The sequence below is a fragment of the Allomuricauda sp. R78024 genome (assembly GCF_044596045.1).
Classification (GTDB): Bacteria; Bacteroidota; Bacteroidia; order Flavobacteriales; family Flavobacteriaceae; genus Flagellimonas.
In genome coordinates this window covers 3,189,067-3,212,376 of the sequence record NZ_CP138995.1, presented here as the reverse complement: position 1 = coordinate 3,212,376, position 23,310 = coordinate 3,189,067, and the positions used below count along the sequence as shown (strand labels likewise).

General features: G+C 37.5%; 19 protein-coding genes. 12 read left to right on the top strand and 7 right to left on the bottom strand.

The window, feature by feature from the left end; all coding sequences use genetic code 11:
- Window positions 1-51: 51 nt before the first annotated feature.
- From SJY44_RS14470 to pgmB, 3 genes are all read right to left on the bottom strand, one after another.
- Window positions 52-252 carry a hypothetical protein gene (locus SJY44_RS14470; protein ID WP_396590276.1) on the bottom strand — a complete coding sequence of 67 codons (201 nt, stop codon included), beginning with the start codon at window positions 250-252 and terminating at the stop codon, window positions 52-54.
- Window positions 253-319: 67 nt separating this feature from the next.
- Complete coding sequence (locus SJY44_RS14465; RefSeq protein ID WP_396590275.1) at window positions 320-2,353, bottom strand: glycosyl hydrolase family 95 catalytic domain-containing protein; 2,034 nt, start codon at window positions 2,351-2,353, stop codon at window positions 320-322.
- A gap of 12 nt (window positions 2,354-2,365) precedes the next feature.
- Entirely contained in the window at window positions 2,366-3,025 is a 660-nt protein-coding gene (gene pgmB, locus SJY44_RS14460) for a beta-phosphoglucomutase (RefSeq protein WP_396590274.1), read from the bottom strand.
- Between the two features lie 211 nt (window positions 3,026-3,236).
- Here pgmB and guaA point away from each other — a divergent pair, with 211 nt between their 5' ends.
- From guaA to SJY44_RS14430, 6 genes are all read left to right on the top strand, one after another.
- Entirely contained in the window at window positions 3,237-4,769 is a 1,533-nt protein-coding gene (gene guaA, locus SJY44_RS14455) for a glutamine-hydrolyzing GMP synthase (protein ID WP_396590273.1), read from the top strand.
- Window positions 4,766-6,901 carry a LysM peptidoglycan-binding domain-containing protein gene (locus tag SJY44_RS14450; RefSeq protein WP_396590272.1) on the top strand — a complete coding sequence of 712 codons (2,136 nt, stop codon included), beginning with the start codon at window positions 4,766-4,768 and terminating at the stop codon, window positions 6,899-6,901. The genes guaA and SJY44_RS14450 overlap by 4 nt, the downstream gene beginning before the upstream one ends.
- Window positions 6,891-7,295 carry an OsmC family protein gene (locus SJY44_RS14445; RefSeq protein WP_396590271.1) on the top strand — a complete coding sequence of 135 codons (405 nt, stop codon included), beginning with the start codon at window positions 6,891-6,893 and terminating at the stop codon, window positions 7,293-7,295. The genes SJY44_RS14450 and SJY44_RS14445 overlap by 11 nt, the downstream gene beginning before the upstream one ends.
- Window positions 7,283-7,813, top strand: a complete 531-nt coding sequence (locus SJY44_RS14440; protein ID WP_396590270.1) for a DUF922 domain-containing protein — start codon at window positions 7,283-7,285, stop codon at window positions 7,811-7,813. Before SJY44_RS14445 ends, SJY44_RS14440 begins: the two co-directional genes overlap by 13 nt.
- Before the next feature lie 50 nt (window positions 7,814-7,863).
- Window positions 7,864-8,667 carry a helix-turn-helix transcriptional regulator gene (locus SJY44_RS14435; protein WP_298927730.1) on the top strand — a complete coding sequence of 268 codons (804 nt, stop codon included), beginning with the start codon at window positions 7,864-7,866 and terminating at the stop codon, window positions 8,665-8,667.
- Window positions 8,668-8,747: 80 nt separating this feature from the next.
- Window positions 8,748-9,818 carry a serine hydrolase domain-containing protein gene (locus SJY44_RS14430; protein WP_396590269.1) on the top strand — a complete coding sequence of 357 codons (1,071 nt, stop codon included), beginning with the start codon at window positions 8,748-8,750 and terminating at the stop codon, window positions 9,816-9,818.
- On the opposite strand, the gene SJY44_RS14425 is transcribed toward SJY44_RS14430, so the two are convergent.
- A complete protein-coding gene (locus SJY44_RS14425; protein WP_396590268.1) occupies window positions 9,815-10,678 on the bottom strand; it encodes a hydroxypyruvate isomerase family protein in 864 nt (287 codons plus the stop codon). The genes SJY44_RS14430 and SJY44_RS14425 overlap by 4 nt on opposite strands.
- 44 nt (window positions 10,679-10,722) lie before the next feature.
- Between SJY44_RS14425 and SJY44_RS14420 the strand changes: the two genes are divergently transcribed.
- From SJY44_RS14420 to yidC, 3 genes are read left to right on the top strand one after another with little or no spacing between them, the layout of a single operon-like run.
- Window positions 10,723-10,956 (top strand): DUF3820 family protein, encoded by a 234-nt coding sequence (locus SJY44_RS14420; protein ID WP_396590267.1) that lies wholly within the window; start codon window positions 10,723-10,725, stop codon window positions 10,954-10,956.
- 57 nt (window positions 10,957-11,013) lie between these two features.
- Entirely contained in the window at window positions 11,014-12,648 is a 1,635-nt protein-coding gene (locus tag SJY44_RS14415; protein ID WP_396590266.1) for a CTP synthase, read from the top strand.
- A 59-nt stretch (window positions 12,649-12,707) separates the two neighbouring features.
- Complete coding sequence (gene yidC, locus SJY44_RS14410) at window positions 12,708-14,576, top strand: membrane protein insertase YidC (RefSeq protein WP_396590265.1); 1,869 nt, start codon at window positions 12,708-12,710, stop codon at window positions 14,574-14,576.
- A gap of 282 nt (window positions 14,577-14,858) precedes the next feature.
- Here the strand turns inward: yidC and SJY44_RS14405 are convergent, their stop codons facing one another.
- Together SJY44_RS14405 and SJY44_RS14400 are read right to left on the bottom strand one after the other, a co-directional pair.
- Window positions 14,859-16,892 (bottom strand): fasciclin domain-containing protein, encoded by a 2,034-nt coding sequence (locus SJY44_RS14405; RefSeq protein ID WP_396590264.1) that lies wholly within the window; start codon window positions 16,890-16,892, stop codon window positions 14,859-14,861.
- Window positions 16,893-16,969: 77 nt separating this feature from the next.
- A complete protein-coding gene (locus tag SJY44_RS14400) occupies window positions 16,970-18,856 on the bottom strand; it encodes a fasciclin domain-containing protein (RefSeq protein ID WP_396590263.1) in 1,887 nt (628 codons plus the stop codon).
- A 450-nt stretch (window positions 18,857-19,306) separates the two neighbouring features.
- Between SJY44_RS14400 and mnmA the strand changes: the two genes are divergently transcribed.
- From mnmA to SJY44_RS14385, 3 genes are read left to right on the top strand one after another with little or no spacing between them, the layout of a single operon-like run.
- The gene (gene mnmA / locus SJY44_RS14395) at window positions 19,307-20,497 is read left to right on the top strand and encodes a tRNA 2-thiouridine(34) synthase MnmA (RefSeq protein ID WP_396590262.1); all 1,191 of its coding nucleotides are present in this window, start codon (window positions 19,307-19,309) and stop codon (window positions 20,495-20,497) included.
- A gap of 2 nt (window positions 20,498-20,499) precedes the next feature.
- Window positions 20,500-21,444, top strand: a complete 945-nt coding sequence (locus SJY44_RS14390; RefSeq protein WP_396590261.1) for an NAD(P)H-dependent flavin oxidoreductase — start codon at window positions 20,500-20,502, stop codon at window positions 21,442-21,444.
- Between the two features lie 32 nt (window positions 21,445-21,476).
- Window positions 21,477-21,959: a hypothetical protein gene (locus SJY44_RS14385; RefSeq protein WP_396590260.1), complete on the top strand. Its 483-nt coding sequence runs from the start codon at window positions 21,477-21,479 to the stop codon at window positions 21,957-21,959.
- Between the two features lie 6 nt (window positions 21,960-21,965).
- Here SJY44_RS14385 and SJY44_RS14380 read toward each other — a convergent pair whose 3' ends face one another.
- Window positions 21,966-23,300, bottom strand: a complete 1,335-nt coding sequence (locus SJY44_RS14380) for a DUF58 domain-containing protein (protein WP_396590259.1) — start codon at window positions 23,298-23,300, stop codon at window positions 21,966-21,968.
- Window positions 23,301-23,310 lie beyond the last annotated feature (10 nt).

The window sequence follows — 23,310 nt, the reverse complement described above, 5'->3', positions numbered from 1 at the left end:
AATTAAAAATTTTTCAATTTAAATTTTGAGAACCTAGTCAAGCGATATAAGTCAATTAGCTCCACTAGCCGAAGAACGCATTGATTCAGGCCTAGTGCTGCTACCTGATGTTTCAGCAGAATTTTCTGTTTCAATTTTTAAATTTTCTATAGATAGTTCTTCTTCTGCAATATCATCTTTTGTACACGAAATTGATACTGCAAAAAACGTAGCAAGAAATAATAATCCTAAAATTTTAGATTTGATTTTCATAAGGGTTGGATTACCCCTTAAAGATAGGTAATTACACCCAACTTTTTGGAAAATAGATTATTACGGATTATTCTAGTTTAAACGTTTCTTTACCTGGCCCTACTCCTTTTATGATTAATGATTTCCATTCTTTAGGTAGAATAGGATTTTTTTGAACAATTCCTTCATTAGTAATGTCCAACCCACCAAAACCAAATAAGACTACTTGTAGCATGCCGCCTGCGCCAGTTGCAAAATAAGGATTATCGCTTGTTGCGGCTTCAGCCAGAGCACCAAAAGGAGGTCTTTTGTTAGGCTCATAACTTCTCCTAAATAATCGGTATGCTTCTTTGGCATTACCCAAACGTGCATAAATAACAGCAAACACGGATTGACCCATGGCTGGGCCTTCTTCCGCCAATTTGGGTTCGTAGTATTTCAAATCTTTCAACACCGTTTCCTCATCGTTTACCACATCCAAAGGATAGGTCAATAGATTGACATCTGCCTGTTTTATGCGTTCCCCATTGTAAGTGGCATGCTCCTTAGTTGTTCCATCTTCAAATTTTAATATCCTGATTTTGGAAGCAACCTTATTCCACAGTGGGTCCGCTGTTTCTCCAACTGTTTTTGCAGCTTCTGTGGCATATTGCAATGCTGTTATGGCCGAGCCATTGGTAAAGGCATTGTCATCCACATTGGGAGCAAATTCATTCGCACCAACTACATTCTTAATGCTGTAGGTCCCATCTTCATTTTTTATGGCACGGCTTACCCAATAATCCGCAACTTCCTTCATTAATGGATATCCTTTGGATTTTAACCATTCTAAATTTTGAGAAACGCGATAGTAGTTCCAAAAAGCAATGGAGACATCTGCAGTAATATGATGCTCAAAAGTTCCTGTCAAGGCCCATGCCGGAGTAGCCTCCTCACCCGTATCATCACTTTCCCATGGGAACATAGCACCTTTGTATCCAAAATTGATTGCTTTTTCTTTGGCTTTGCCTAGTCTGTCTGAGCGATAATTGACCAAGGAACGTGCAATGTCTTGGTTCAATAAGAGAAGGGGTGGGAACATCCAAAGCTCTGAATCCCAAAAAATATGTCCGTTGTAACTCTGTGAGGATAGTCCCATGGGTGCTATGCTCAAATCAGAATCTCCTCTAGAAAAGGCATACAAATGATACAAGGCCAAACGAACATCTAACTGATCTTGTAAATTTCCCTCAATAATAATATCTCCCTCCCACAATTCTTCCCACAGTTTTTTATGTTGCCCCAATAAGTCAGCCCTTGGAGTCAACAAATTGAAAATTACAAATCGTTCAGACTCTGTTTGTGGATCATCAAAATCTTGGGTAGAGCATTCTGCACCGGTCCAAGCAAATTGAAAAGTATCTCCTTTTTTTAAGGTCTTTTTAAATGACAAACGGTTATCATAAGCGGAAACTTGCTCATGAATAAGCTCTGGACGTTCATGTTCTCGTGTTGAATTGATGGCATGCCAAATAAATGTAGCCGAAGTGCCTACAATATGCTTACCCAAACGGCTTTCCGCAACAGTTTGCAGAATGGGCATTGTGGTTTCCAAATCTTGAAGCACCCTAAAAGTACTGTTAGGACTATGATATTCGCCCGGAGTGCTTATAATTCCAGTTGCTTTTACATCGATTTTTTTTAATGGTTCTATTTGAACATCTATATAACCCGAATACTGAACATTGCGTAATGCATAAATGGTGTAAGAAACTTTTGCTTTGTCTTTAAATATAAAACTGGTGGTGAAACCAGCAGTCTTCATATTTAGTGTCTGTTGCCAATTGGATACATTTTTTTCAGTGATTTTTTCGCCATCAACTTCAATCTCCATATTTGCGAAGTTCATTCCCAGTAGAATACGACTTACCCCCAAAGGAGATTCTTTGTCATATACATTATTGAGAATTATGGATTTGGTTTGGAAAGGTTTGTCCTCGGGTAAAATCCCTATTCTTCCATTTGCGGTTACAATTCCAGTATATTTTTCTACTTTTTTAGAGGAAATGCTCCACCCATCTTCTTGAGCAAGAATAGAAACACCCATGAAAAGGGTGAGTAAAGCACAGCATGTATTTTTCATTTTTAAAGACCTTTAAAATAAGTCTTTAAAGTATGATTTTATTTCGAATAATGTAGCTTCGGCCATGGTGTCAAAACGTAAATCTGCATGACCTACTCTGTCTTTAGGCCCAATGCCCACACTATGGAAGCCTCCAGCTTTAGCTGCATCAATACCGCTTTCTGCATCTTCAAAAACAATGCATTCTTCAGGCTGTAGATTTAATTTTTCAGCACCATATAGAAAAATATCTGGTTCTGGTTTGCTTTTGGAAACACTATTACCGTCGCCAATAACATCAAAGTACCCAGATGCATTTAACTGTTGTAGCACTTTTATCGCATTTTTACTGGCGCTTCCCAATGCTACACTAAATCCTTCTGTTCTTAAATGGGTCAACAATTCTTTGGCCCCAGGTAGGTAATCATCAGGAGTCATGGTCTCAAGACTGGTAACGTAAATGTCATTTTTTTTAGTCGCAAGGGTCGCTAAAGTCTTCTCATCTAGAGTAGTATTGTTATGGTCTAAGATGACTTGGATGGAATCCATGCGGGAAATACCCCGGAGTTTATCATTAACCTCATGGTCAAAATTCCAACCCATGTCATCAGATAGTTTTTTCCATGCTTTGTAATGAGATTCTGCCGTATCGGTAATGACCCCGTCTAAATCGAAGATAAATCCTTTAATCATGGTTTGTGTGTTTAGGAAACGCAAAGAAATGATGAATAATGTTAAGAAAAAAACTACTTAACGTTATATTCTAGTCGTTTTAGGCTAAAAAGAGTCAATAAAAGCAAGAAAACAGAGACGATAAAGCTATGTTGATAAACCCTTAAAAAAGTTGTTATAAATATCCCTGAAAAGATACTTTTTCTACTGAAGCAAATTGCTATTTTTGCCCATGCATAACAACGTACTTATCCTAGATTTTGGTTCCCAGTACACACAATTGATCGCAAGACGCGTTAGGGAGCTTAACATTTACTCAGAAATAAAACCTTATAACAATCCACCCAAGGATTTATCAGCCTATAAAGCGGTAATACTCTCTGGGTCTCCACATTCTGTTAGAGGAGATAATGTCCCACATCCAGATTTATCTGAGATAAAAGGAAAAAAACCTTTGCTGGGCATTTGCTATGGAGCTCAATATTTGGCGCACTTTCACGGAGGTAATGTGGCACCATCAGCCACTCGAGAATATGGAAGGGCAAATCTATCCTATGTAAAGGAAAACGAGGAATTTTTAAAAGGTATTGATGAAAACAGCCAGGTTTGGATGAGCCATAGTGATACCATAAAGGAATTGCCTGACGGCGCAACACGTTTAGCAAGCACGCAGGATGTAGAAAATGCTGCTTTTCGAATTGAGGATGAAAAAACGTTTGGTATTCAGTTCCATCCAGAGGTATATCATACTAAAGATGGAAAAAAGCTATTGGAAAACTTTCTGGTAAATATTGCAGGTCTACAACAGGATTGGACCCCGGATGCTTTTGTGGAAACCACCGTAGAAGAACTCAAAGAAAAAATTGGAGATGATAAAGTAATCCTAGGCCTTTCTGGAGGAGTGGATTCAAGTGTGGCGGCCATGTTATTGCATAAAGCTATTGGGCCACATTTGCATTGCATCTTTGTGAACAATGGATTGCTTAGAAAAAATGAGTTTGAAAGCGTACTGGATCAGTACAAGCACATGGGCTTAAATGTAAAGGGCGTTGATGCTTCGGCACGTTTTTTGGATGCTCTGAAAGGAGAATCGGATCCTGAAGGAAAAAGAAAGATCATTGGCAGGGTGTTTATTGAAGTTTTTGATGATGAGGCACATCAGGTAGAAAACGCAAAATGGCTGGCCCAAGGTACTATTTACCCTGACCGGATTGAATCGGTTTCAGCAAGTGGAGGACCTTCGGCAGTTATTAAAAGTCATCACAACGTAGGCGGATTGCCTGATTATATGAAATTGAAAATTGTGGAACCGCTGCAATTGTTATTTAAAGATGAGGTACGAAGGGTTGGAAGAAATTTAGATATGGACCCAACGATTCTTGGTCGCCATCCTTTTCCCGGCCCAGGTTTGGGAATCCGTATTTTAGGTGACATTACAGAAGAAAAGGTGTCCATTTTGCAAGAAGTGGATGCTATTTTTATTGATGGATTGAAAAAATGGGGATTATATGATAAGGTATGGCAGGCCGGAGCTATGCTTTTACCCGTAAATAGTGTAGGAGTAATGGGAGACGAACGTACATATGAAAAATGTGTAGCTTTAAGAGCTGTAGAAAGCACTGATGGTATGACTGCAGATTGGGTCAATTTGCCCTATGAATTCCTACAAAAGACATCCAATGATATAATAAATAAGGTCAAAGGCGTTAATAGAGTAGTGTATGACATTAGCTCAAAGCCACCTGCAACTATAGAATGGGAATGAAAAAACATATTTTAAGACTTAGCATTGTTGTCTTTTTCTTGGCTTCAATTCAAGTTTCTGCTCAGAAGTATACAACTCATGCGGTTAAAGAAGGGGAGACTTTACAAAGTATCTCCCAAAAGTATAGGGTCACCCCTTTCACCATTTTACAATCCAATAAGGAGATTAAAACAGCTTCGGATGTAAAAGCAAATACAATCTTAATTATTCCATTAGATGGTTCCGTAATAACCCAAGAGGAAAAACCTAAAGTGGAAAAGACCGAGGAACAAGAAAAACCTTTGAGCTTTTCTAGACATAGGGTAAGGAAAAGAGAAACCTTGTTTGGACTTACACAACGCTACAAAATCACAGAAGAGCAGTTGAAACGGTACAACAGACAATTGTATTCGGAACCACTAAAAAAGGGTATGATATTACAAGTGCCGAAATTCCCAGAGCCTACACCAGAGGATGAACGTGCACTTGATTTTGAAACGTATACGGTACAACCTAAAGAGACTAGATGGAGTATTGCCCATAAGTACGGAATTACGGTTGATAGCTTGGTTATACTAAATCCTGATCTAAGTAAAAGCTCAGATTATTTGGCGGTGGGCCAAGAACTAAATTTACCAAGACCTAAAGGTGACAGCCTAGAAAATCAACAAGTAGATTTATATACTTCTTTTACAGTGCCACCCAAACAAACTCTATACAGTTTAGGAAAAGAGTATGGTATTCCTTCGGATTCCATTGTAAAACTGAATCCAGAAATTATGAAACTTGGCGGCCTTAAGGAAGGAATGGTTATTCGTCTTCCCAAGAAAAAGGATACCTCAGGAGAAGTAAATACAGAAAATTTCATTTTTTATGAAGTAAAACCTAAGCAAAATATCTTTAGACTTACCCAAAACTTAAAGATTACAAGGGATGAATTGTTTCAATTGAACCCAGATTTGGAAAATGGACTTAAAGCTGGTATGGTTTTAAAACTTCCTAAGGATAGTGGTAATGGTCTAGAAGTTAAAAATGCGCTTGTCTTAGATAAAATTAGTTTGATAGATAGCATCAATGTTCTAAACAGACCAAAATTGGTTTTTATGCTACCTTTTAGATTGGATAGGGTTGATTTTAAGGATAGAAAGAAGACCATTAGTCAAATAGAAACAAGAAGAGACATCAGTTTAAGTGTTGGATTCTATTCGGGAGCATTGGTCGCCTTGGACTCTATTAAGAAAATGGGTGTCTCTGTTGATGTAAAAACTTTTGATACGGAGCTAAGTCAAACAAAGGTCAAAGAAATTTTATTTAGGGAAAATCTTTTAGGGGTAAACGCCATTATCGGTCCGGTATCTTCAGGAGCTTTAAATGAGGTGGCGGTTCAGGCTGCTTCAAAAAATATTCCTGTGATCTCTCCAATAGCTTCAGATAGTCAATTGAGTCATAGCAATGTATATTTCTCAGTTCCAACAGATGATATTCTTCGACAAAAAATGCTTTCCTACATGGAAAAAAACTACACAGATCAAAATGTAGTTATTATTGCCGATTCTACTCATCAAGTGGCCTATGACTCTATTATATCCAAGTTTCCTACTGCTCAAATTGCAAAAATCATTGATAATAAGTCATTGCACTTAGACGAGTTTTTGATTATGCTTTCTGAAACTAAGGAGAACTGGGTATTTGTGGAAACAGATCAACCCAATATGGTTTCTAGCGTTAGTTCTATTCTAAATTCAGCAATTTCTGAAGAGGCTCCCGTAAGAATGTTCACTACAAATTTTAATAGCGCCTTTGAAAGCGATGCAGTATCCAGCACCCACCTTTCCAATTTAAAATTTAGTTACCCTTCTTTTTATAGAGAAGCGGGAACTGATGCCTTTACTAAAGCATATAGAAAGCGGTACAAAGGTTTAAAACCTGATCGTTATGCAGTGCGGGGTTTTGATGTGACCTTTGATGTTTTACTGAAACTGGCCCATAAAAACAACCTTTTTGAAACCTCCAAAATTATTGGGCTTACAGAATATACAGGGAACAGTTTCAACTATTTGAATAATAGGTCTTCTGGATATTATAACACGGCCTGCTATTTAATGGAGTATGATAGTTTACGAATTAAAGAAATAAAGTTAGATGACCTCTAAAGTTACTTATACAGGAGAATTACGGACCACATGTTTGCATCTAAGGTCTAACAATGAATTTATTACAGATGCTCCAGTTGATAACAACGGATTGGGACAAGCATTCTCACCAACAGATACGGTAGCTACTGGTCTAGGAAGTTGCATGCTGACAATGATGGGTATTAAAGCTAGGGACTTAGAAGTAGACCTATCTGGTTCTACTGCCGAAATTACCAAACACATGGCTGCAAATCCTAGGCGCATTTCTAAAATTGAAGTGAAAATGGAACTCCCTGCCAATATTTCTGAAAAGCATAGGAAAATTTTAAAGAATACTGCAAATACCTGTCCCGTGCATTATAGCTTACATCCTGATATTGAAAAAATAATTGAATTTCATTGGGTAAAGTAATTTCTATAGGATGCCTTTTATTTCTTTGTTTCTTAGGATACGCCCAAGAAATTGAAGAGGGCATTTTATGGGATTCCGGTAAACGACTTACTTGGTCAGATTTTAGAGGTAAAATCCCACCAGCTGCCGTACCTGCAGCCACTACAGCAAGTGGAATAAGTTATAAATACTCTGCAAATCTAATTCATCATGAGGTAGAACTGGATTTTGAAGTAAATGCTTTTTTCTATCCAAATGAATCTTGGTACAAGCCAGAAATCTGCGATGACCTAATCTTAAGTCATGAGCAACTCCATTTTGATATTTCTGAACTCTTTGCTCGTAAGATGAGGGATAAGCTGAAACGTACTTCTTTTTCAGATAACGTAAAGGCCGAGATACGGAAAATCTACAAGGAAATTTTAAAGGAATTAGAAGATTTTCAAGATTTATACGACTGGGAAACCAGCTTTTCCAGAAACGCTGAAAAGCAATTGGAGTGGAACAAGAGGATAGCTAAGGCTTTGGATAAAAACTAAATTTTATTGTCGGTTGTAACGTTTGGCATATTTCGTATTCTTTATAGTGTATGAAAATTCTAGAAAAGGGCAACTATTACGGCATCCGTAAATTGGAATTAGAGAATGTAGGTGTTTCTTTTTCCGAATATGATTATAATTTACCGCAAACAGATTGGCATTATCATGAAAACCCCTACTTCATGTATGTCTTGGACGGAAACCTTAAAGATATCAATAGGGGAGGTACTACACTGTGTCCTCCTGGCAGCTTTTTGTTTCATAATTGGCAAGAAATGCACATGAATACTAAAGAAACTCGTTTAGCAAAAGGTTTTCATATTGAATTAGATCGAAATTGTTTCGGAAAGAAAAACCTAAACGAAAACCTTTGGGAAGGTAGCGGACTTATGAAAGATCCAAGATTACACCAAACCTTGGCAAAAATCTACTATGAGTTTAAATGTAACGATAAGTATTCCACTGTATCTTTAGATGTATTGGTTTTGCAACTTTGTGAGGAAGTATGGGGAGAGGATTTGACTCCAATAAAAACAGAACCGGAATGGATAGAGAAATTAAGACAATTGATATATGATGACCCTAATGATTTAACATTATCCTCACTTTCCAAAACTTTGGGTGTGCACCCGGTGCACTTGTCTCGAAGTATCCCAAAATATCTCAATACCACATTGGGAGATTACATTAGAAGCCATAAAATTAAAAAAGCTATTCATCTATTGGGAAATCAGAATTACTCTCTTACTGAGATAGCGCACTCTTGCGGATTTTCTGATCAAAGTCATTTTACACGAACATTCAAAAATTGTTTCCAAGAAACCCCAAAAACCTTTAGGCAAAAGTTTCTCTAATCCTGTTTCATGTTAATATCATTCTATTTTTATCATAAATGCTTGATTTACTTTGTTGAAATAATCAAAAAACAATAGAAATGAACAAATTCATCTGGTATGTATTAATGATTGTGATTCCAACTTCTCTAAGCGCTCAATTGGACTTTTCAGAGAAAAACAGAATAGACCATGCACTCTTTAAAGAAATGGATAAAAAGATTGATAATGGAGATTATGAGAGGATTACAAGTGTTTTGGTCGCCAGGCAGGGAAAACTGGTTTTTGAAAAATACTATAATGGAACAGATATAAACACGAAAAGAAACACCCGATCTGTAACTAAAACTATGGCTACCATCCTCACAGGAATTGCTATAGATAAAGGGTATATAAAATCAGAAAAGGAAAAAATTTTTAAATACTTGAAACCAGAATTGCCCATAAAAAATCAAGATCCTAGAAAACAAGAGATTACTATTGAAGATTTGTTGACCATGAGCTCTATGCTTGAATGTGATGATGATAATATGTTTTCGAGAGGCAATGAAGAGCGCATGTATATTGTTGAAGATTGGCTTCAGTTTTTTGTAGACCTTCCAATACGTTCGTTTCCATTTGGGCCTAAACCGAAAGACTCCCCTTATGGTAGGGCTATGAGCTATTGCTCTGCCGGAGCTGCGACAATGGCTGTAGTTGTTGAAAATGCTGTAGAGATGCCTTTGGACAGTTTTGTAGCACAAAACTTATTTGACCCATTAAATATTAAGGATTATAAATTGCACTATACGCCTTCCAGTGTTTTAAACACAGCTGGCGGAAGTGAATACAGAAGCCGTGATTTTTTAAAGATCATCCAAATGTTTCTTCAAAATGGCGAATGGGACGGAAAACAAATTCTTTCAAAAGAATGGATTCAAAAAGCAACTTCACCTAAGGCAAATGCAAGAGAAGGAACTGATTACGGATATTTGTTATGGTTGAAGTCTTTTGGAAGTGATAAAAAGTACAGATCATATTATATGTCCGGAAATGGTGGGCAAAAAGTTCTGGCAATTCCAGAATTGGAAGCTGTAGTTGTAATTACAACCACTAACTACGGAAACAGAAAAGCCCATGGTTATACGAACGAGTTAATGAATAATTATATAGTACCAGCCTTATTTAATTAGACATCGCACCGTAAAAAAGCATCTTTAAGAGCTTCAATCTTGTCATCCCAAGTTGTGATAAACTCTTGTGCCACGTGGCCAGTAAAACCTGTATCTAAAATTGCTTTTATGATGGCAGGGTAATACAATTCTTGGGTTTCATCAATCTCATGCCGCCCTGGTACACCCGCGGTATGGTAGTGCCCAAAGTAGGGATGATAATTTTGAATACTTCTGATGATGTCGCCTTCTTGTATTTGCATATGGTAGATATCAAAAAGGAGTTTAAAGTTGTCACTGCCCAGATGTTTGCAGAGTTCCACGCCCCATATGGAGCTATCGCACATATAATCTGGATGGTTGACCTGATTGAACAATTCCATTTGAATTACAACACCATGTTTTTCTGCCAAAGGCATGATCTTGGAAAGTCCGTCCACGCAATTTTGTAGCCCTACATAATCGTTAATCCCCCTTCGGTTGCCACTAAAACAGATGAGATTGGTATATCCGGCTTCAGCTACCTGAGGGATTATCTCTGTATAGTTCTTTATGAGTTCTTCATGGTATTTTGGGTCGTTCCACCCTTCTGTCAAGCTAATTTCTGCACCATTGCACATAGAACAATGAATATCATACTTTTTCAAAAGTGGCCAATCTTTTGGACCGATAAGATCAATCGCCTTTATCCCTAACCCATTCAATATTTGAAGAAATTCTTCTAAAGGCAAATGGCCAAAACACCATTGACATACACTATGATTAATGTTGTTTTTTAGATCAAAATCCTTACTTTTTTTTTGGCTTTGAGCTAAGGATGTGGTGGTTGCAATACCCGCCGACCCAACTGCTGCTGCCGCTATGAAATTTCTTCTCTTCATGATTAGGCGTTTATACCAAGAAAGATAGTATTTTAGAAGTATAAATGGAAATTCAACCTGACAAAGAAAAGTTACTGGAACTTGCCCACTATAAAATGCCCTTTGGTAAGTACAAAGATTGCTATTTGGTAGATTTGCCCTTGGCTTATTTGGTGTGGTTCAGACAGAAAGGGTTTCCAAGAGGAAAGCTTGGAGAACATTTAATTACCATGTTAGATGTAAAGGACAATGGTCTGGAACCAATGATTAGGAAAATTAGAAAAGAATTTCCTAAGTAATGATCTTATTTTTCGCTGGCAATTTGTAACTTTACGCCCCGTAATAGAGTTCCCAATATGTCACAAACCAAGTACATTTTCGTTACGGGTGGCGTTACTTCTTCCTTAGGTAAAGGAATTATCGCCGCATCTTTAGCCAAGTTACTACAGGCTAGAGGTTACCGAACTACCATACAAAAACTAGATCCTTATATCAATGTTGATCCAGGAACATTAAATCCTTATGAGCATGGAGAATGCTATGTTACCGATGATGGGGCCGAGACGGATCTGGATTTGGGGCATTATGAGCGCTTTCTAAACGTTCGCACTTCACAGGCTAACAATGTTACCACTGGCAGGATTTACCAAAGCGTTATTGAAAAGGAACGTAGGGGTGAATTCTTGGGCAAAACGGTACAAGTTGTTCCACATATTACCAATGAGATAAAAGAACGCATTCAGATTTTAGGGAATAGTGGGGATTATGACATTGTAATTACAGAAATTGGAGGTACTGTAGGTGATATTGAATCTTTACCATATATAGAAGCCGTTAGACAACTTTTATGGGAATTGGGAGATAATAATGGGATGGTAATACATCTAACTTTGGTGCCATTTCTTTCTGCAGCAGGTGAACTGAAAACCAAACCCACACAACACTCCGTAAAAACCTTGATGGAGAGTGGAATAAAAGCTGATATTCTGGTTTGTAGAACTGAGCACGAAATATCTGATGACATCAAGGAAAAACTGGCACTTTTCTGTAATGTAAGGAAAGAAGCCGTGATTCAATCTATAGATGCATCCACCATTTATGATGTTCCAGTATTGATGCAAGAAGAGGGATTGGACAAAGTGACACTTGAAAAATTAGCACTTCCTCAGGAAACAGAACCAAACCTTGAGCAATGGAAGCAGTTCTTAAAAAAGCATAAGAACCCAAAGAATAAAGTAACTATTGGCCTCATTGGCAAATATGTTGAACTTCAAGATTCCTACAAATCTATTTTAGAATCTTTCATTCATGCAGGTGCAGCTAATGAAGTAAAGGTAGACATACGATCTATACATTCTGAGCATATTACAGCATCAGAAGTTGATGAAAAATTAAAAGGATTGGATGGGATTTTGGTAGCCCCTGGTTTTGGAGAAAGAGGTATTGAGGGCAAAATCTTAGCGGTAAAATATGCTCGTGAAAATGATGTTCCATTTTTAGGGATATGTTTAGGTATGCAAATGGCAGTAATTGAATTTGCACGGAATGTTTTAGGTCTGGAAAACGCTAATTCCACAGAGATGGATGAGAATACCCCAGAACCTGTTATTAGCCTAATGGAAGAGCAAAAATTGGTTACAGATATGGGCGGCACAATGCGTTTAGGAGCATGGGATTGCCAACTCAAAGAAGGTAGTCTGGTAAATAAAGTCTATTCCAAAACGGATATAACCGAACGTCATAGACATCGTTTTGAATACAATAACGACTATAAAGCTCAAATGGAAGAAGCTGGATTATTGGCCACGGGTCTAAATCCAAAAACTGGCTTGGTTGAGGTGATTGAGATTCCGTCGCATCCGTGGTTTGTAGGAGTACAGTATCATCCAGAATATAGGAGTACGGTTGCAAACCCCCATCCGTTGTTTGTGGGTTTTGTAAAGGCAGTTTTGGTGCAAAAGCAGCAACAAACTAATGCCAGTTTGGCATAAACTCCAGTTTTGGACATATATTTGCCACCTGAAATAAAGATTTTCACTAAATAACTTTCATGGAAGAAAAGAAACTGGACGTCAAATCCATTATTGGTTTTGTATTGATTTTTGGGATACTCATTTTTATGTTTTACCAAAATCAGCCCACCCCAGAAGAATTAGAAGCCCAAAAAGCAGAACAGGAAAAGGTTGAAGCAGCAGCAAAGGAAACGGAAGCTGTCGCGGAACCAGTTGTAGATAATGACCCTACTCCAATTAACTTGCAAGATTCTACTGCAGTAGCAAGTTATAAAACTTCAGTAGGGGCTTTTGGTTTTACTAATGCCTCAACGGGTACTACAAAATTGGAGAATGAGATACTTTATTTAGAGATTGATAATAAAGGGGGCCAGATTATAGAGGCCAGAATGAAGAATTTTGTTGACCATGATTCTGTTCCAATATATTTAGTGAAAGATGGGAATGCCAAATTCGGAATAAACTTTTCCACATCTGATAATAGAGTATTGAACACTTTGGACTTGTTTTTTGAACCCTCATTTTCAAATAACGGAGATAATCAAGTGCTTTCCATGAAAGCCAAGATTTCGCAAAATCAATTTTTAGAGTATAGGTATGAGATGAAACCTAATGATTATTTGGTGGATTTTACGATTAGATCGCAAGGGCTAAATGGAGTTCTTAATTCAACCCGTCCTATTGATTTGGAATGGAATCTTAAAGGAATCAGACATGACAAAAGTATTCTCTATGAAAACCGTTATACGCGTTTGACCTATAATCATGATGGGGGTAAAATCAGCAAACTTTCGGAAAGCAGTGATTTAGATGAAGAAACGGAAACGGATATAAAATGGTTGTCTTATCGCCAGCATTTTTTCAGTTCTATTTTAGCAACGGACACCCACTTTAAGAGTGCGGCACTGAGTTCTACAAACTTAGTGGAGGAAGAGAGCAAAGAAACACTGTTTACAAAGGCATATACTACTAAAACTGCTTTAGAATTGCAGGGTGGAGAGCTTTCTCAAAATATGCACTGGTACTACGGGCCAACAGATGTAAAAGTATTGGATGAGTACAAAGATTTGGGATTGGTAGAATCCATTCCTTTTGGGTGGGGAATTTTTGGTTGGATTAACCGATACATTTTTACACCCTTCTATACTTTTTTAAGTTCATTTCTTCCTTATGGAATAGCCATTGTTATAATGACGATTATTGTTCGTTTGGCTTTATCTCCGGTTACTTATAAATCGTATCTGTCACAAGCCAAGATGAAAGTATTGAAGCCTGAGATTACTGAGATTAATGAGCGATTGAAGGATAATGCCATGAAAAAGCAGCAAGAAACCATGAAGCTGTACAATAAGGCAGGGGTAAGTCCTATGAGTGGTTGTATACCGGCATTATTACAGTTGCCCATTTTTTACTCGTTGTTCATGTTTTTTCCAACGTCCTTTGCGTTAAGACAAAAGTCATTTTTGTGGGCGGAAGATTTATCTTCTTATGATACCATCTTCAATTTACCGTTTGCCATTCCGTTTTATGGAGATCACGTAAGTCTATTTCCAATTTTGGCATCGGTAGCTATCTTCTTCTATATGACGATGACCACAGGGCAGAGTATGCAAATGCAACAACAACCAGGTATGCCTAACATGAAGTTTATCATGTACCTTTCTCCTGTAATGATGTTGTTTTTCTTTAACAACTACGCCAGTGGTTTGAGCTTGTATTATTTCGTCTCCAATTTGATTACCATCTTTATTATGTTAGCTATCAAAAAATACATCTTGAACGAGGATAAAATCCATGCCCAGATTCAGGAGAACAAGAAAAAGCCTAAAAAGGAAAACAAGTTCCAGAAAAAGATGCGTGAAATGATGGAGCAGGCCGAAGCACAAAAGAAAACAGGAAAACGCTAAAATCCATTTCTACAAAATAAAAACTCCCCCAGAATTTGGGGGAGCTTTCACCACTGATTAGGTATAGTTTGGAAAGATTTGGGACTTCAAAGATGTGACATAATACTTGCCTAAAAAATTAATAGTTGTCAAAGGGGGTGTTTTTGTATGGTAAAGAGACCTCTTTTGATGTGTCATCGACGAACGGTAAACCCCTATAAAAAAAAGAAACTCCCTTGATTAAAATCAAAGGAGTTTTTAGTAATAAAAAGCCTACAAAATTATAAATTTAATTTGTTAAGATTAGTGCAGTGCATCCAAAACTTCTTGAGGTAAAAGAACTTTATCTACAATATGTACAATACCATTGCTTGCAACATTATCTGCGCCAACTACTTTGGCATCTACATGGGTTTTGTCTCTTATAAAGACTCCATGGTTAATAATTGCAAATAAAGATTCACCTTGTACAGTTCTTAATCTTTGATGATTATACAAATCAGAAGAAGCCACTGCGCTTCCAGCCACCACATGATAGGTCAATATTTTAGCCAATAAAGCTTTTTCCTGTGCAGTATCAAAGTCTTCAAGACTGTTGTATTGATTTCCTAAGGCATGCAATAAATTTTGAAAAGCTTTATTTGTAGGAGCAAATACGGTAAAAGGACCATCACCACTCAATACTCCTACAAGATCAGCATCGGCTTGGATTAAAGCCTCTACCAATAAACTAAGATCATCTACAGATTGTGCTAATTGTACAATATTAGGGGTAGGAGGAAATAAGATATCCAAAACTTCTTGTGGTAATAATACTTTGTTAATTATATGTACCACACCATTACTTGCTTCTACGTCTGGCAAAACAACTGTCGCATTAGTATCTGTGGCATCTTCAATATGTACAGTTCCATTTTTTATATTGATTCCAACATTTTCGCCTTGGAAAGTTTCAATTTGTTGCCCGTTGGACAAATCTGTTGAGAAAGCCGCGGTCCCTGCCACTACATGATAGGTTAGCACTTTTACTAAAATATCAATCTCTTCAGGGGTATCAAAATCTTCTAAGCTATGAAAGTCATCTCCCAGAATATCCAAAAGCTCTTCAAAAGCTACATTTGTTGGGGCAAAAACAGTAAATGGCCCAACTCCGCTCAAGGTTTCTACCAGTCCAGCGTTGGCTGTTTGCAATGCCTTTACCAATAGGCTTAGGTCGTTGGTCTCTATTGCAATTTCTACTATGTTCTTTAATTGTAGTTGTGCAACAAAATCCAAAGCGGCTTGAGGAAGTAATACCTTGTTTATGGTATGCGCTACTCCGTTGGAGGCCATAATATCCGTTCCTGTAATGGTAGCATCCACTTCTGAAGCATCACCGATAACAAAACCTCCATCTTTTTCAATAACAGCTATTGAATTGCCCGTAAAAGCAGTGGGCACTTCACCAACTGCCAAATCAGCTTCTAAAACTTTGGCAGGAACCACATGATACAGTAATATATTTGTAAGAAGCGCTAGCTCCTCATCGGTATCAAAATCCTCTAATGAAGTATAATCATCACCTAAAATATCCAATAACGCTACAAAAGCATCATCTGTTGGAGCAAATACAGTAAAGGGGCCTTCGCTGTTTAGTGTATCAACCAAGCCAGCTTTAATGACAGCCACTTCTAAAAGTGATAAGGCTTCTGTTTCAACCACAATTTCAACCAAAGTCTTCCCTTCTTCTTCTTCTCCACCACCACTAAGTGCATCAATAATTTCTTGTGGCAATAGCACTTTGTTAATTACATGTACTATTCCGTTGGAAGCATTTACATTGGGGATTACTACCTCAGCATCTGTATCTGTAACATCCGAAACAAAAACTCCTCCATCTAGGCTTATAGTAACATTTTCTCCTTGTAAAGTAGTAATGGTTTGACCATCGCTAAGGTCGGTTGAGGCCGCTGCAACCCCAGAAACAACATGATATTTTAGGATCGTAGCCAATAATGCTTTTTCTTCAGGAGTGTCAAAATCCTCTAAGGATTCAAAACCATCTAAACCAGATAATAAGGCTGTAAAGGCATCATTTGTAGGGGCAAATACGGTAAAAGGGCCATTGCCGCTTAAGGCTCCAATTAAATCTGATCCTTCATTTTCATCTGCTTTTGTCAATGCAGCTACAAGGGAACTTAATGCATCAGTAGCTTGTGCAGTTTGTACAATATTACTTTGAACATCGTTGCGTGTGTTGAATGCGGTTTGGTCTTCTTCGTCATCGCATGATGAGAATGTAAATATCGTTAGAACCATCAATAAAAAATAGCTCTTTAGTTGTAGTGTCTTTTTCATTTTCAAAAAGGGTTAAGGGTTAATTGTTGAAGTGAAAAAAGAGGGCCATTGTTCTCAAAATGGCCCTCTTTTTATAATTAATTTGTAGTATCTGGAAGTAATACAGCATCCAATACATGAATAACACCATTTACGGCTTGAACATCCACGGCATCAATACCAATACCCATATTGCCAGCACCATCGGTAACGTTAGCAATATTGCCATCGGTGCCAGGTAATGTTATGGTAAAACTATCTCCTTCCAAGGTTGCAGGAGTGACAGTATCGCCATTAGGAGTTAAGTCTCCCGAGCGTATATTGGCTCCGGAAATCACGTGGTGTTGTAAAACACTGGTCAATAAACCAGAGTCGATATCGGGTAATCCGTTCCACATATCATTGCTATCCAAAAGTGCTTGGAACGCATCATTAGTTGGAGCGAAAACAGTAAATGGACCATTACCTTGCAATGTTGTAACAAAATCGGGTTGACCTTCAGTGGTCAAAGCAGCTACTAAAGAATCAAAGTTTGGATTCGCTGTTGCGAAAGTAACTACTGTTGGCAAATCGATTACAACATCTACAGCATGAATAACTCCGTTGGAAGCTACAATATCTGCAATGGCAACGTTACTTATGCCATTTAAAGTAACGCCATCATCTGTATTAATGTAAAGACTTAAATTTTCATCAGTAGCAAATTCAGCAGCAGTGTTTACATAAGAATTTGTCAATCCTGATGAAAATGCCGCCGCGCCAACAATTACATGATTGGAAAGGATATCATTAATATCATTGGAATTTGGATTTGTAAATGCACCAAATGCATCATTTACTGGCGCAAAGACAGTAAATACCTCTTCATCATTGGATAATAGATCTGTGAAAGTAGTATTTCCACCATCAGTAAGTGCAGCTACTAAAGAAGTAAGGGCTGGATTGGCCAATGCATGATCCACAATATTTGGTATATCTATAACTGCGTCTACTACATGCACTACACCATTTAATGCTTTTACATTTGGAGTTTCAACCGTTGATGCTGCATTGAACACAACGCCATCAGCAGTATCAAAGAAAATACTAATGTTTTCATCACCTGCACCTGTTGCAAGCGTATTGGTATATCCAGAGCCTAAAGCAATTAAATCTGCAGCCATCAACTCACCACTAATAACGTGATTTAGTAAAACATTGGTTAAAACATCAACTGGAATATCGCCTAGTTCAGCTCCATCCAAGAAAGTTGTAAAAGCATCATCTGAAGGTGCCAATACCGTAAAAGGACCATCACCTCTTAGTACTGTTGGTAAGTCTCCGTTAGCTGCGGTCAAAGCTGCTACTAAACTTTGAAGATTTTCATTTCCAAGGGCTAAATCTGTTATAGGAATCAAAATGATGTCGGCCAATTCATCCAAAATAGGCTGTGGCAACAGTACTTTGTTAATAATGTGTACCACACCGTTTGTGGTTTCAACATTTGCAGTGGTCACTTCGGCATCTACGTCTGTAGCATCACCAATAAAGACACCACCTTGCGTGGAAACATCTAGAGTACCTCCTTGAAGTGTTGTCAAAGTTTGACCATCACTTAAATCAGAAGAAAGCGCACCTGTACCAGAAATAACGTGGTATGTTAGAATGGTAGCCAATAGGTTTTGAAGTTCTTGGGTGCTAAAATCATCCAAAGAATCAAATCCGTCCAATTGTGCAAACAAACCTGCAAATGCAGCGTTGGTAGGTGCAAAGACCGTGAAAGGGCCATCACCACTTAAAGCACTAACTAAATCGTTGTCGGCGCTTTCATCAGCTTTTTGAAGGGCACTTACCAAGCTGCTTAAGTCTGCAGTAGCAATGGCAGCTTCTACGATGTTACTTGAGGGTACAACTGGTGTTGAATTGTCGTCATCATCCGAACAGGATGTAAGAATCAGGGTGAAAACCAATAAGGTTAATCGGGATAATTTCATTAGTGCTTTCATGGGTATAAATGATTTTATGTTGTTTAATGTTGTAAAGATGTTATTAAACAAAATAGGTTGCTTTCTGTTTAACTTTTTTTATAAAAAGTTTAACAATTTTAGCATTCATCATCGATGATAATACATGTTATTTATGAATATCAATCATAAAAAGTCTTTAAATATGCTTTGCACAATACATATTTTCTTTTAAAACAGTTTTGGATTTAAAGCAATCTATAGTTTGAATTCGTTTTTGTAAATTTTCACAACTTTTTTACTTTGTCTAATATTTCACGTAATTATTTAATCAAAATGAATAAGTATTTTTCTGCCTTATGTCGCTTTTTCAGATTGATTAGAGCTAATCTTTTCTTGGAATTTTACCGGCGTGATTCTAAATAATATGGTTATGACTCAGGTAGTATAAATCGTGACCTTTTTGTACTTTTGCAGGGCTAAATGAGCATGATGAAAAAAGTTGTCATTGGACTTTCTGGGGGTGTGGATTCAAGTGTTTCTGCTTATCTATTAAAAGAGCAGGGGTACGAGGTCATTGGGTTGTTTATGAAAAATTGGCATGATGATTCTGTGATTATTTCAGAAGAATGCCCGTGGGTAGAAGATAGTAATGATGCACTGATCGTTGCTGATAAATTGGGAATTCCATTTCAGACGGTAGATTTAAGCGTTGAATATAAAGAACGTATAGTAGACTATATGTTCAATGAGTATGAAAGGGGAAGAACACCTAATCCAGATGTACTTTGCAATCGCGAGATAAAGTTTGATGTGTTCATGAAAATTGCATTGCAGTTGGGGGCAGATTATGTTGCCACCGGACACTACTGCAGAAAGGGCATTATACAAAATGAATATGGTATTGAAACATATCAACTCTTAGCAGGAGTAGATGGTAAGAAAGACCAATCTTATTTTCTGTGCCAGTTGTCCCAAGAACAGCTTTCAAAAACGCTGTTTCCAATTGGTGAACTCACAAAACCTGAGGTAAGAAGGATTGCAACAGAAAATGATTTGATAACGGCGGATAAAAAAGATTCACAAGGACTATGCTTTATCGGAAAAGTACATTTGCCCGAATTCTTGCAACAAAAATTAAAGCCCCAAAAAGGTGTAATTGTTGAGGTTCCTTACGATGCCCAGCAGTTTAATATGAGTGTCCCAAAGTTCGATTCTAAAACTGCGGAACTTGCCTTTCATGCTGAAAAGCCATCTTATTCAGAAGCTGATGGAAAAGTAGTGGGGGAGCATCAAGGAGCTCATTATTTTACTATTGGACAACGTAAAGGGTTGAATGTTGGGGGAACCAAAGAACCCCTGTTTGTGATTGATACCGATGTTGATAAAAACATTATCTACACCGGTCAAGGTAAATCACACCCCGGCTTATTAAGACATACACTTTTTGTACATGATAACGAATTACATTGGGTTAGAAAGAATCTAGCTTTAAGTGTTGATGAAACCATGGAGGTTATGGCAAGAATCCGATATAGACAACCCTTGCAACAAGCTACGCTGTACAAAACAGATGGTGGACTTTATGTAGATTTTAAAGAAAAACAATCCGCTATTACAGAAGGTCAGTTTGTGGCTTGGTATATTGCTGATGAACTTATCGGCTCAGGAGTCATTTCATAAGTATGGACCAAAATAGAATCACGCAGCTTTTCGGAATTAAGTATCCAATTGTTCAAGGAGGAATGATTTGGGCTAGTGGCTGGCGATTGGCATCCGCAGTATCCAATTCAGGAGGCCTTGGATTACTTGGTGCCGGAAGCATGTACCCAGATGTGTTAAAAGAACATATTGATAAATGTCAAAAAGCTACCGACAAGCCTTTTGGGGTAAACGTTCCAATGTTGTATCCCAATATTGATGAGTTGATGGAAATTATTGTGAGCAGTGGTGTAAAAATAGTTTTTACCTCTGCTGGAAACCCAAAAACATGGACAGCGTTTTTAAAGAAACATGGAATTACGGTGGTACATGTAGTCAGCAGTGTAAAATTTGCATTAAAAGCACAAGATGCAGGTGTTGATGCAATTGTAGCTGAAGGATTTGAAGCAGGAGGACATAATGGTAGGGATGAAACAACCACCTTGATCTTGATTCCTTCGGTGAAAGAAAAAATCAGTATTCCGTTGATTGCAGCAGGGGGAATTGCCACTGGGCAAGCCATGCTTGCAACTATGGTATTGGGTGCAGATGGCGTTCAGTTAGGTAGCCGATTTGCGGCAAGCGAAGAAGGTTCCTCACATGATTTATTTAAAGAAGAAATAGTTGCAGCCCAAGAAGGGGACACCCATTTAACCCTAAAGGAATTAGCTCCGGTACGTTTGCTCAAAAATAAATTTTATGAAGATGTGCAAAAGGCATACGAGCAAGGTGCTTCACCTGAAGATTTAAAGAATTTATTGGGCAGGGCAAGGGCCAAGCGTGGAATGTTTGAGGGTGACCTTGTTGAAGGAGAATTGGAGATTGGACAAGTATCTGGGTTGATTCATGAAATTAAACCCGTAGCTGAAATCGTGAAAAATTTGATGACAGAATTTGGTGAAGCCAGAGAAGCAGTTAAAAATTTTTAAAGTAGCCAACTTTTTTTACATTTACCGGGCATATGAAAAAACTAATCCCCACATTAGTGTTGTTTGTACTTGTGTCACAGCTCTATGGTCAAATAGAGCGTGATAAGGCACTTCATTTTTTAGGAGGAAGTCTTTTTGGTTTGGCCGGAGCCGGTATTGCCAAACAAGCTTCAGACGGAAATAGAGTCTGGACGTTTGTAGGAGCAGTGGCTGGAAGTACATTAATTGGTTTGGCTAAAGAAACTGTGGATGCTGGCCAACGAGATAATGGCTGGGACAATGACGATTTATTAGCAACTATTTTAGGGGGAGTTACCGTAGGAATTGTTATTGATGTCTTTTCTAAAAAACGTAATAAACGACTTCGGGGAAGTTTTACAACGGAACATATAGAAACAGATGATTTTCAGGTTAAAATGGGAGATAAAAATTGGTTGGTTGACGATGGAGAGCTACCAAGCCTAACCTCATTTGGATTTTCTTCAACATTTTTAAGAAATAACTACTCTCAATAAGAAGGTCTAGATAAGGCCTCTTGCTTTAATTTCCAGATATTTATTGATAGTATTGATGGTCAAGTTTTCAGGTTTGGTCAAAATGGTTTGTATCCCATATTTTCTAAGTTCATTTACAATTAGTTTTTTCTCGTAAATGAATTTCTCAGCAATGGTTTGTTCAAAAATTTGATGTACTGTCTCAGCTTTTTCAGTTGCAAATTTATTCAACTCAGTATTTTCAAAAAATATGATCACCAACAGATGTTGTTTGGCAATGGCCTGTAAATATGGTAATTGCCGATGCAGGGCATCCAATGTTTCAAAATTTGTGTAAAGCAGCAAAAGGCTCCTTTGATTTAGATTTCTTTTGACATCAATATATAATCTACTAAAATCAGTTTCAATAAAATTGGTTTCTAAATTATAGAGTGTTTCTAAAATTAAATTCATTTGTGAGCTTCTTCGTTCAGCAACAACGCGGTTTTCAATTTTATCACTGAATGAAAACATACCTGCTTTGTCGTGTTTTTTTATTGCGATATTGCTAATTACCAAAGTTGCATTAATCGCATAATCTAGAAGACTCAGCTCATCAAAAGGCATCTTCATTACTCTTCCCTTATCAATAACAGAATATATGGGTTGGGACTTTTCATCTTGATATTGATTGACCATTAGTTGGTTTCTCTTTGCTGTAGCTTTCCAATTAATGTTTCTAATGTCATCCCCTAGAACATAATCTTTAATTTGTTCAAACTCCATGGTATGTCCAATACGCCTAATTTTTTTTAGGCCATATTCATGTAAGCGATTTGTAAAAGCAATGAGGTCATATTTTTGAAGTTGAAGGAAAGAAGGATATACCGATACTTTTTGATCCAGATTGAACTCATACTTTTTTGCAAGAAAACCAATTGGGGAAATAGCAAAAAGGTTTAGACTGCCAAAAGAATAGACGCCTCGTTCAGTTGGTCTAAGCATATAGTTATAGCTCTTACTTCCACCGCTTGCAATCTTACTGGTTAAACCAAAATCCCTTTTTTGGAATTGAAACGGTATCTCGTCAATTATTTTTGTGTTGACCTGAAAAAGGTAGGTGTTTGTTATTTCTAGCTGGATTAAATTGTCATCTCCGTTAGAAAGTTTGTCCGGCAAGATTCGTTGGCCTACCAATTTCCCTTTTGAAGTGAACAGCAATAACACATCGACTATAAGTAAGAGTGTAAACACATAGAATAAAACTTTTATCGCCCCAAAAATATTTTCTACCATGTATGACAGCAAAAAACCAAATACAATGGCTGTTATCACTATAAAAAAGCGTTTTTGCAAGTAAATATGTCTGAACAGTTTTTTCAAGGATTATGGT

What these genes read in the sequence shown, in the direction of transcription:
- SJY44_RS14470 (WP_396590276.1), bottom strand. Translation starts at nt 252, where the DNA reads ATGAAAATCAAATCTAAAATTTTAGGATTATTATTTCTTGCTACGTTT.
- SJY44_RS14465 (WP_396590275.1), bottom strand. Translation starts at nt 2,353, where the DNA reads ATGAAAAATACATGCTGTGCTTTACTCACCCTTTTCATGGGTGTTTCT.
- pgmB (WP_396590274.1), bottom strand. Translation starts at nt 3,025, where the DNA reads ATGATTAAAGGATTTATCTTCGATTTAGACGGGGTCATTACCGATACG.
- guaA (WP_396590273.1), top strand. Translation starts at nt 3,237, where the DNA reads ATGCATAACAACGTACTTATCCTAGATTTTGGTTCCCAGTACACACAA.
- SJY44_RS14450 (WP_396590272.1), top strand. Translation starts at nt 4,766, where the DNA reads ATGAAAAAACATATTTTAAGACTTAGCATTGTTGTCTTTTTCTTGGCT.
- SJY44_RS14445 (WP_396590271.1), top strand. Translation starts at nt 6,891, where the DNA reads ATGACCTCTAAAGTTACTTATACAGGAGAATTACGGACCACATGTTTG.
- SJY44_RS14435 (WP_298927730.1), top strand. Translation starts at nt 7,864, where the DNA reads ATGAAAATTCTAGAAAAGGGCAACTATTACGGCATCCGTAAATTGGAA.
- SJY44_RS14430 (WP_396590269.1), top strand. Translation starts at nt 8,748, where the DNA reads ATGAACAAATTCATCTGGTATGTATTAATGATTGTGATTCCAACTTCT.
- SJY44_RS14425 (WP_396590268.1), bottom strand. Translation starts at nt 10,678, where the DNA reads ATGAAGAGAAGAAATTTCATAGCGGCAGCAGCAGTTGGGTCGGCGGGT.
- SJY44_RS14420 (WP_396590267.1), top strand. Translation starts at nt 10,723, where the DNA reads ATGGAAATTCAACCTGACAAAGAAAAGTTACTGGAACTTGCCCACTAT.
- SJY44_RS14415 (WP_396590266.1), top strand. Translation starts at nt 11,014, where the DNA reads ATGTCACAAACCAAGTACATTTTCGTTACGGGTGGCGTTACTTCTTCC.
- yidC (WP_396590265.1), top strand. Translation starts at nt 12,708, where the DNA reads ATGGAAGAAAAGAAACTGGACGTCAAATCCATTATTGGTTTTGTATTG.
- SJY44_RS14405 (WP_396590264.1), bottom strand. Translation starts at nt 16,892, where the DNA reads ATGAAAAAGACACTACAACTAAAGAGCTATTTTTTATTGATGGTTCTA.
- SJY44_RS14400 (WP_396590263.1), bottom strand. Translation starts at nt 18,856, where the DNA reads ATGAAAGCACTAATGAAATTATCCCGATTAACCTTATTGGTTTTCACC.
- mnmA (WP_396590262.1), top strand. Translation starts at nt 19,307, where the DNA reads ATGAAAAAAGTTGTCATTGGACTTTCTGGGGGTGTGGATTCAAGTGTT.
- SJY44_RS14390 (WP_396590261.1), top strand. Translation starts at nt 20,500, where the DNA reads ATGGACCAAAATAGAATCACGCAGCTTTTCGGAATTAAGTATCCAATT.
- SJY44_RS14385 (WP_396590260.1), top strand. Translation starts at nt 21,477, where the DNA reads ATGAAAAAACTAATCCCCACATTAGTGTTGTTTGTACTTGTGTCACAG.